This window comes from uncultured Pseudacidovorax sp., from assembly GCF_913773995.1.
GTDB lineage: Bacteria > Pseudomonadota > Gammaproteobacteria > Burkholderiales > Burkholderiaceae_C > Xenophilus.
The window spans coordinates 1-11,090 of record NZ_CAJYES010000199.1 but is presented as its reverse complement, the minus strand read 5'-3'; the positions used below and the strand labels follow the sequence as shown (position 1 = coordinate 11,090).

1 protein-coding gene is annotated in these 11,090 nt (G+C 71.8%); it reads left to right on the top strand.

The features are described 5' to 3' along the window. The coding region (locus QZ772_RS18810) for a CARDB domain-containing protein (RefSeq protein WP_295529412.1) at positions 1-11,090 on the top strand (11,090 nt) is incomplete at both ends.

Sequence of the window (11,090 nt, the reverse complement as noted above, 5' to 3'; positions counted from 1 at the left end):
GACCCCTATGGCAACACCGTCTGGGGCCCGCAGGGCATCGGCGACATGGGCCCCACCGCGCTCACCGCCAGCGGCCGCTACACCCTGATCGTCGACAGCTGGCCCGGCAGCAGCGCCGATGCCACCTACCGCTTCATTCCCTACCGGGTGCAGGACGCCACGCAGGCGCTCACGGGCATCGGCCAGACGGTCACCGGAAGCATCGTCTCGCCGGGCCAGAAGCAGCGCTACACCTTCAGCCTGGCGCAGGACCAGCGGCTGTTCTTCGACAGCCTGACGCGCAACGGCAGCATCCGCTGGAGCCTGACGGGCCCCAAGGGCGTGGTCGCCAGCGACCTGGCCTTCGAATACAGCGACTGGGCCTACGGCCCGGGCGCACTGGATCTGGTGGCCGGCGACTACACCCTCACCATCGTGGGCGACGGCGCGACGCTCGGCGACTTCTCCTTCCGCCTGCTGGACCTGGCGCAGGCCACGGTCATCGCGACCGGCGCGGCCGTCAGCGGCAGCCGCGCGCCCGGCAGCAGCGCCGACGCCTATGCCTTCGACGTGGCCACACCGGGCCGCTATTTCTTCGACACCACCGCCAACGACGACGGCAACACCCGCTGGCGGCTGATCGATCCGTATGGCCGTGCGGTGTGGGGCTCCGATGGCTTCAGCGACCGCGCCCTGGCCCTGGACGTGGTGGGTCGCTACACCCTGCTCGTCGAAGGCTGGAGCGGCACCTCGGGCACCTCCACCTACGGCTTCACCATCCAGCAGGTGGTCAACGGCCGCCAGTCCCTGGCGCTCGGCGAAACGGTCAGCGGAAGGGTCGCCCAGCAGGGCCAGACCCAGGCCTACACCTTCGACCTGGCAGCGGATGCGCGTCTGCTGATGGACAGCCTGACCCAGGCCTCCAACCTGCGCTGGAGCCTGGACGGCCCCGGCGGCCTGCTGGTCGATTCGCGCGCCTTCAGCGACAGCGACTGGTACAGCGGCGTCGACGCCCTCAACCTGGCAGCCGGCCGCTACACCCTGCGCGTCTTCGGCAATGGCGACGCGGTGGGCGACTTCGCCTTCCGGCTGCTCGACCTGGCCAGCGCGCAGGCGCTCACCCTGGGCAGCACCGTGGAGGCCGTGCGCACCGCGCCCAACCAGGCGGCCATGTACGCCTTCGACGGGGTCGCCGGCCAGTCCTACTTCTTCGATGCGCTCGCCAGCAGCAGCGGCAACGTGGCCTGGCGGCTCTATGGGCCCGACGGCCGGCGCGTCTGGGGGCCCACCGGCTTCTCCGACGTCGACACGACCCGCCTGAGCGCAACCGGTCGCTACACGCTGGTGCTGGAGGAGCGCGCCGATGCCAGCGCCGCCACCACGCAGCGCTTCGCCGTGCATGCGGTTCAGGACGGCAGCCAGGCCATGACGGTCGGCGCCACCGTCAGCGGCAACCTGACCCAGCCGGGACAGCGGCAGGTCCACAGCTTCAGCCTGTCGGCTGCCGGTGCCTTCGTCTTCGACTCGCTGACGTCGCGCGGCGACATCCGCTGGTCGCTCGAAGGGCCCACGCCCGTGTCCCAGCGCACCTTCCTGAGCAGCGACGCAGGCAACATCGGCGGCAGCACGCGGCTGGCACTGGCGCCCGGCGACTACCGGCTGGTGGTCGACGGCGATGGCGATGCGGCGGGCGGCTATGCCTTCCGCCTGCTCGACCTGAGCAGCGCTCCCACGGTGGCGCTGGACACCGACACCACCGTCACCCTCGACCCCGCCAACGGCACGGCGCTGCTGGCCTTCGACGCCCAGGCGGGTGACCAGATCACGCTCGACCGCCTGAGCCTGTCGCCCAACAACGCCGATCTGCGCTGGCGGCTGTACGGCCCGGCCGGCGTGCTGGTGATGGGCCCCGAGGGCTTCAACGACCGCAACCTGTCGCTGGCGACCGGCGGCCGCTACACGCTGCTGCTCGAAGGCCAGCCCGCCCAGAGCGGCACCACCACGCTGGGCCTGGCCGTGCGACGCACGGCGCAGACCCCGCCCGAGGCGCTCACCGGCACGGCCTTCGGCCTCGGCGACACGGTCACCGGCAGCATCACCGCCGTCAACGGCACCACCGACCACCTCTTCACGCTCACGGCGCCCACGCGGGTGCTGCTGGACGGGCTGAGCACCGGCTCCGCCTTCCGCTGGCGCCTGGACGGCCCGCGCGGCGAAGAGGTGGCCCTCACGCCGCTCTATGCCGATTCGTACGACGGCGGTGCCCGTGCCGCCATCGACCTGCCGGCCGGCACCTACCGGCTGCGCATGTCGGCGGTCAGCGGCATCACCGGCGACTACGCCTTCCGTCTGCTCGACCTGGGCCAGGCCACGGCCCTGACGCTGGGACAGTCGACCCCCGTCACGCTCGATCCGGCCAACGGCACCAAGGTCCTGGCCTTCGATGCGCAGGCCGGCCAGCGCTACTTCTTCGATGCCACCGACGGCAGCGGCGGCGACACCTATTGGCGACTGCTCGATCCGCAGGGCCAGCCCGTGTGGGGCCCCGCCTGGCGCGGCAGCGACCAGTCGGTGGTGCTCAGCCAGACCGGCCGCTACACCCTGCTGGTCGAAGGCCGCTACTACGTGACCGGCAGCGCCAGCATGAGCTTCGCCGTGCACGCCGTGGCCGACGCCACCGAGGCCATGACCGTGGGGAGCACGGTCAGCGGCAGCCTGACGCAGCCGGGCCAGAAGCGCAGCCACACCTTCGAGCTGGCCGAGGCCGGCCGCTTCCTGTTCGACAGCCTGGCCAACCAGGGCAGCCTGCGCTGGACGCTCACCGGCCCGCAGGGCACGGTGGCCAGCAGCGTCGCCTTCTCGGGCAGCGACTGGTATTCGGGCCCGGGCGTGCTCAACCTGCCGGCTGGCGCCTACACCCTCACGGTGCAGGGCGACGGCGATGCCGCGGGCGCCTACAGCTTCCGCCTGCTCGACCTGTCGAGCGCGCAGGCGCTCACGCCGGGCACGCCGGTGCAGGGCAGCCGCACGCCGGGCGCGAAGGCCGACCTCTACCGCTTCGACGCCGCGGCCGGCTCGACCTGGTTCTTCGACGTCACCGCGAACAACGATGGCAACACCAACTGGCGGCTGCTCGACCCGCAGGGCCGCGTGGTGGTCGGGCCCGGCGGCCTGGGCGACTACGGTCCCTTCACCCTGAGCCAGGCCGGCCGCTACACGCTGGTGGTCGAGAGCTGGCCCGGCACCACGGGCACCAGCACCTACGGCTTCCGGCTCAATGCGCAACAGATCGGCCGCCAGGCCATCGCCCTGGGCAGCCGCTTCGACGCCACCATCGGCCAGGCCGGCGACCGGCAGGTCTTCACCTTCTCGCTCACCGAGGCGCGCTCGGTGTACGTGGACCTGCTGGCCTATGCGGACAACCTGGTCTGGTCGCTCAAGGGCCCGCAGGGCCTGTTGGTGGACCAGCGACGGCTCTACAGCACCGACTCCGCCGACGGCCTCAGCCTGCTCGTGCTGCCGCCCGGCGACTACGAGTTCACCGTCCAGGGCGCGGGCGAGGGCACCGGCACCGCCGCCTTCCGCCTGCTGGACCTGGCGCAGGCCCGGCCGCTCACCCCCGGCACCGCCGTCAGCGGCACGCTCGACCCGGCCACCCAGACGCAGATGTACCGCTTCACCGCACAGGCGGGCGAGCGCTTCTTCTTCGACGCCATCAGCGCCAGCGGCGGCGACAGCCGCTGGCGGCTGCTCGATCCGTGGGGACGGCAGGTGTGGATCTCCGGGCTGTCCGACGTGGCGGCCATGGACCTGGCCTACGCCGGCACCTACACGCTGCTGGTCGAAGGCCGCTACTACGTGTCGGGCACGGCCGGCTACCAGGTCAACGTGCAGCCGGCGCCCCGCTCGCAGGACGTGCCCATCAGCGTGGGCGGCGAGCCGGCCGCGCCCGGCCCCGACCTGGTGGTGCGCAACCTGGTGGTCACGCCCGAAGGCGGCACGCTGCAGTCCGGTGGACGCGTCACCGTCAGCTGGGACGTGCTGAACGACGGCGACCAGCCGGCGACCGGCCTTTGGCAGGACCGCCTGATCGTGCGCAACCTCGACCGCAATGCGGCAGTGACCAACGTGCTGGTCGACTATGCCGACCTGGGTGCCAACCCCGCCGCCCTGCAGCCCGGCCAGACGCGCAGCCGCAGCGTCACGCTGACCCTGCCGCCCGGCAATGCCGGTGCCGGCAACCTGCGCTTCGAGCTCGCCACCGACGTCGCCAACGCGGTGGAAGAGGCCGGCGGCGCCAGCCGCGGCGAGGCCAACAATCAGCTCACGCAGACGGCGGTGTCGCAGCTGGTGGCCTATCCGGACCTGCAGGTGCGCGGCCTGGCGGTGGAGCCGGCCGGTGCCTTCGCGGCCGGCGCCAGCGTCACCGTGCGCTGGAAGGTGGCCAACACGGGCGACGGCGCCGCCGCCGCCGGCTGGACCGACCGTCTGCAACTGCGCGACCTGGACACCGGCGCCGTGCTGCTGCTGCGCGACGTCGCCCATACCCTGGCCGCCGACGGCCCGCTGGCCGCGGGGGCGGAGCGCGACCGCAGCGCCACCTTCAACTGGCCGGCCGGGGCGGCCGGCCTGGGCCGCTTCGAATTCAGCGTCGTGACGGATGTCTCCGACGCGGTGTTCGAGAACAACGCCGATGGCAATGCCGGCGCCAACAACGGCGCCACGCTGGCCATCACGTCCTCCGTGGACCTCTCGGTGCAGGACCTGGCCGTCGCACCCGCCGCGCCGGGCTCGGGCGACACCGTCACCGTGCGCTGGACCGAGCGCAACGGCGGCGCCGCCGCCACCGCCGGCAGCTGGAACGACCGGCTGATCGTGCGCAACCTCGACACCGGCGAGACGCTGGTGAACACCGCCGTCACCTACGACCCCACGCTCCCGGGCAATGCGCCCCTGGCCGCGGGCGGATCGCTGGCGCGGCAGTCCAGCTTCACGCTGCCCTCGGGCGTGCGCGGCGCCGGCCGCATCCAGGTGCAGGTGATCGCCGACTCGGCCGTCAACGGCGCGGAGACCTTCCGCGAGTACAACGCGGCCGGCGACTATGCCGAGGGCAACAACGGCGCCACGCTCCAGTTCACCGCCCAGCTGCGCAACTACGCCGACCTGCGGGTCGAGTCGTGGACCGCCCCCGACAGCGGCCGCGGCGGCAACACCATCTCGGTCAGCTGGACGGTGGCCAACCGCGGCGGCGCCGATGCCACCGGCGGCTGGGCCGACCAGATCGTGCTGAGCACCGACGCCATCCTCGGCAATGCCGACGACCGGGTGCTGGCCACCGTGAGCCGCGCCACCGGCCTGGCCGTGGGCCAGAGCTACGTGGAGACGCGCGACATCACGCTGCCGCTGCTGCAGGGCAATGTCTCGCTCTTCGTGCGCACCGACAGCGGCAATGTGCTGGCCGAGCCCGACACCCGCGCCGACAACCAGGCCGTGCGCAGCCTGGCCCTGACCTCGCCCGCGCCCGACCTGGTGGTGGAACTGGTCTCGGCCCCGGCCACGGCCAGCAGCGGCCAGCCGGTGGAAGTCTCCTGGCGCGTTCGCAACCAGGGCGAGACCCCGGCCACCGGCACCTGGAAGGACGCGGTCTATCTCTCGTCCGACGACCGGCTCGACGCCGGCGACGTGCTGCTCGGCTCCTTCGTGCGCAGCGGCCCGCTGGCCGCCGGCCAGAACTACAGCGTGCGCCAGCAGGTGGGCCTGCCCTTCGAGCTGACCGGCAACTACCGGCTGCTGGTGGTCACCGACGCCGAGGACACGGTGGTGGAGCAGGGCGGCGGCAACAACGCCACTGCGGCGCTCGCTGCCACCACGCTCACGCCCACGCCGTCGCCGGACCTGGCCGTCTCGGCCGTGCGCGTGGCCGACACCGCGCCCGTGGGCAGTGCCGTCACCGTCACCTGGACGCTGGCCAACACCGGCGAGGCCACGGCCAGCGGCCCGTGGGTCGACCGCGTCTACCTGAGCAGCGACGGCAGCCTGAACGGCGCCCAGCTGCTGGGCACGCTGAACCACAGCACCGCGCTGGCCGCGGGCGCGCAGATGGACTTCAGCCTGGATGTGGCGCTGCCGCTGCGTGCCGACGGCGCGCTGCGCATCGTGGTCGTGAGCGATGCCGCCGGCCAGGTCTACGAAGGCCGGCGCGAGGCCAACAATTCCGCCGACGCGCCCATCGCGCTCACCCACCGCGACCTGATCGTGAGCGCGCTGGACGTGCCCGCCACCGCCCGTTCCGGCGATGTGGTGCGCGTGACCCGCGAGGTGCGCAATGCCGGCAGCGCGCCGGTCTCCGGCGCCTGGGTGGACCGCTACTACCTCTCGCGCGACGCCGTGCTCGGCGCGGGTGACGTGCTGCTGGGCGAGTCGACCCAGAGCCGCAGCCTGGCCCCGGGCGAGGCCTACACCGATGCGCTGGACCTCACCCTGCCGCTGGAGCTGTCGGGCGACTGGTTCCTGATCGCGGTGGCCGATGCCGGCAATGCCGTGGCCGAGTTCAACGCCGAGGACAACAACACGCGCGCCAGCGCCGTGGCCATCACGCTGGCGCCCTATGCCGACCTGGTGGTCAGCGGCGTCACGGCGCCCACGCAGATCATCGGCGACCCGGGCCGCATCACCGTGGGCTGGACGGTCACCAACCAGGGCACGGGGCCCGGCCGCATCAGCCACTGGGTGGACAGCGTGGTGGCGGTGGACACGATCACCGGCGCCGAAATCGTGCTGGGCCGCTACGACCACGACGGCGCGCTGGCCGTGGGCACGAGCTATCAGCGCAGCGAGACCATCTTCCTGCCCGCCGGCACCAGCGGCCGCTACCGGGTGGAGGTGCGGGCCGATTCGACGGCGCAGGTGTTCGAGAACGGCGCCGAGGCCAACAACACCGCCGCCGCCCCCGCACCCATGGACGCCATGCCCAAGCCGTACGCGGACCTGCAGGTGACGGCGCTCGACCTGCCCGCGGATGCCCGCTCGGGCCAACTGCTGCAGGCCACCTGGACGGTGGCCAACCAGGGCATCGGCCGCACCGACACCGAGGACTGGACGGACCTGCTCTTCCTCAGCACCGATGCCGAGGGCCGCAACCGCATCGCCACCGCCGCGGTCGACCACCTCGGCGTGCTCGCGGCCGGCGGCGACTACCAGCGCAGCGCCAGCGTGCGCGTGCCCGACGGCTATTCGGGCCCGGTCTATGTGGGCGTGCAGACCGGCGGCGCCTACGAGTTCATCTTCGGCGGCAACAACACGCGCATCGCCGGGCCGGTGCAGGTAGCGCTGGCGCCCGCGCCCGATCTGGTTGTCACGACCGTGGGCGCGCCCACCGCCGCGGTGGAAGGCGACACCATCGCCGTGCGCTGGGTGGTGGCCAACCAGGGCGAGGCCCGGGCCGAGGGCGGCTGGCGCGACGTGGTGCTGCTGCGCAAGCTGGGCGATGCCAATGCCTCGCCCATCATCCTGGGCAGCTTCGACTACGCCGATGGCCTGGACGCCGGCAAGCAGTACGAGCGCACCGAGCGCTTCCGCCTGCCCAGCCGCATCGAAGGCGCCTGGCAGGTGGTGGTGGGCACCGACGCCGCGGCGGCGGTGTACGAGGGCGTCTTTGGCGGCGCGCGCGAGACCAACAACGCGACCAGTGCGCAGGATGCGCTCACGCTGTCGCTCAAGCCCCGGCCCGACCTGCAGGTGCAAACCATCGAGGCGCCCGACCGCGTGTCGGCCGGCGCCACGGCGGGCGTGAGCTTCGTGGTGGTCAACCGTGGCTCGGTGGCCACCGACACGCCGCGCTGGAAGGACAACGTCTACCTCTCGGTGGACGACAAGCCCGGTGCCGACGACATCCTGATCGGCTCGCTGGACAACGGCTCGGCGCTGGACCCGACGGGCAGCTACCGCACGACGACGGCCAACATCGTCATTCCCGAGCGCTTCCGCGGCCAGGGCTACATCCTGGTGATCGCCGACGCCAGCGGCAGCGTGGACGAATACCCCAACGCCAACGAGGCCAACAACTACGCCGTGCGCGCCATCTACGTCGAGCCCAAGCCGCAGGCCGACCTGCTGGTGGGCCGGGTGGTGGACGGGCAGATCCAGTCCTCCGTCGTGGCGCCGGCCCAGGCCGTGTACGGCGGCGAGATCGAGGTGCGCTTCACCGTCACCAACCGGGGCAGTGCGGTGACCAACAAGCCGCAGTGGAGCGACTCGGTCTGGCTCACCACCGACAAGACGCGGCCCAACCCGGGCGGCAACGGCGGCGTGCTGCTGGGCACCGTGGCCCACACCGGCGCGCTGGCGGTGGGCGAGAGCTACGACGTGGTGATGAAGGTGCGCATTCCGCAGCAGATCGCCTCGGGCACCTACTACATCACGCCGTGGACCGATGCCTTCGATGCCGTCATCGAGGACACGCTGGCCATCAACATCAACAACGACGACCCGGAAGAGGCCGACAGCAACAACTACAAGGCCCGCGCCATCGACATCATCGGCACGCCCGTGCCGCCGCTGCCCGACCTGCGCGTGACCGAGGTGACGACCAGCGCCACGGCCACTCAGCCGGGTTCGGTCGATGCGCCCTTCACCGTCAGCTGGACGGTGCAGAACTTCGCCGAGGGCGCCGCCGCCGGCGACTGGTACGACACGGTCTTCGTGCACGACACGCCCAACCTCGGCGACCCCGGCGCCAAGATCTGGACGCTGGGCACCTTCCAGCGGCCGGGCGAGCTGCTGTCACTGGAGAAGTACACGCAGACCAAGCAGTTCGACCTGTCGCCGGCCGTCAAGGGCCGCTACGTGACGGTGGTCAGCGACGTGGGCTATCCCTACCCTTCGCTCGCCGAATCGAACGAGACCAACAACAGCCGCACCGTCGCGGCCGAGGTGGTGGCGCGGCCGGCCGACCTGAAGGTGGTGGCCGTCACGGCGCCGGCGCAGAACTTCTCGGGCGAGAAGACCACGGTGAGCTGGACGGTGCGCAACGACGGCGCCGCCGTCTGGAGCGGCACGCGGCTGTGGGCCGACACGGTGTGGATCTCGGCCTATCCGACCTTCAGCCTCGTCACCTCCACCCGGCTGGGTGCCACCGTGCACAGCGCGACCGGTGGGCTGGGTGCGGGCCAGAGCTACACCGCCAGCGCCGAGGTGCAGCTGCCCGCCGGCATCGGCGGCGACTACTTCATCTACGTGGTGGTGGACGACCCCGACTACCGTGGCACCCTCGTGCCGGACGGCGACAGCGGCAGTAACGAGGACAGCCGCAACTACTTCGGCATCCGCGCCTTCGAGGGCGCGGGCGGCACCAACAACCTGGGCCGTGGCGACATCCCCGTCACCTACCGCGAGCCGGACCTGCGCATCTCGGCCCTGCAGTTGCCCAGCGGCGAGCTGCGCTCGGGCCAGACGGTGAACGTGAGCTTCACCGTCGCCAACCAGGGCACGCGCGACACCCGCCAGCAGTACTGGGTGGACCGGCTGTACCTGTCGCGTGATGCCTCGCTGGACCCGAACGACCTGCAGGTGGCCGAGTTCAGCCGCTACGGCGCGCTGGCCGCGGGCCAGAGCTACGAGCGTGCCGCCAGCTTCGTGCTGCCGGGCGATGCCGACGGGCCCTTCTACCTCATCGCCTTCTCGGACGCGAGCGTGCGCGGCGTGGTGGGTGAGGGCACGGCCTCGCCGGTGCAGGTGGGTCAGGTGCGCCTGGGCCAGGACGCGGTGCCGGAGTTCCGCGACGAGGGCAACAACGCGATGGTGGTGCCCATCACCGTCAAGTTGAGCCCGGCCGCCGACCTGCAGGTCACGGCCGTGGGCAGCCCGCAGGAGCGGGTGCGCACCGGCCAGTCGCTGACGGTGAACTACACGGTGGGCAACCTCGGCGGCGCCGCCACGCCCTCCGGCGACGTGGAGTGGGAAGACCGCATCTACCTGTCGGCCGACGAATTCTTCGACCCCAATGCCGACCGCTACCTGGGCAGCGTGAGCCACCGCGGCGTGCTGCCGCCGAACGGCAGCTACGACGTCAGCACCACGCTGCGGCTGCCGCGCGAGCTGCTGGGCAGCTATTACATCTTCGTGCAGACCGACGTCCCCCGCGGCGGCAGCGAGCCGCGTGGCAAGGTGTTCGAGTCCACCAAGGAGAACAACAACCTGCGGGCCTCGGCCACGCCGGTGCTGATCGAGCTGCCGCCGCCTTCGGACCTGGTGGTGGACGACATCACGGTCGACGGCGGCCTGACCAGCGGCGAGAAGGCGGCGATCCGCTTCACCATCAAGAACGACTCGCTGGTGGATGCGCAGGGCAGCTGGAGCGATTCGGTCTACCTGTCGGCCGACGGCGTGTGGGACCTGGGCGACGTGCTGCTGGGCCGCGTGGCCCACAACGGCGGCCTGGCCGCGGGCGCCAGCTACCAGGCCCTGCTCGATGCCGTGGTGCCGCCGGCCAAGGCCGGCCAGTACCGCATCATCGTGCGGCCCGACATCTACGACGAGGTGTACGAGGGCGTGGACGAGCGCAACAACGTGCGCGCCTCGGCCGACCCCATCACCGTCACCGTGCCCGAGCTGCGGCTGGGCGTGCCGCTTTCCACCACGCTCTCGCCCGGCGAGCAGAAGCTCTACCGCATCGTCGTCGGCGCCAACGAGACGCTGCAGTTCGCACTCGATTCGGCCGATGCGCTGTCGGCCAATGAGCTGTACGTGCGCTATGGCGATGTGGCCAGCGGCTTCGCCTTCGACGTCGGCGCGCAGGACGTGCTCTCGGCGAGCCCGCGGGCGCTGGTGCCGTCGACCCAGGCCGGCGAGTACTACGTGCTGATCCAGGGCCGCTCGGGCAGCCTGGCCAAGGCGCCGGTCACGCTCACGGCCAAGGCGCTGCCCTTCCAGATCACCGACATCGCCCAGGACCAGGGCGGCGACAGCCGCTGGGTCACGGCCACCATCACCGGTGCGCGCTTCCAGCCCGGGGCGCTGGTCAAGCTGGTGCGGCCGGGTATCTCCGAGGTGGAGCCGGCCCGCTACGAGGTGATCGACGCCACGAAGATCGTCGCCACCTTCGATCTCACCGG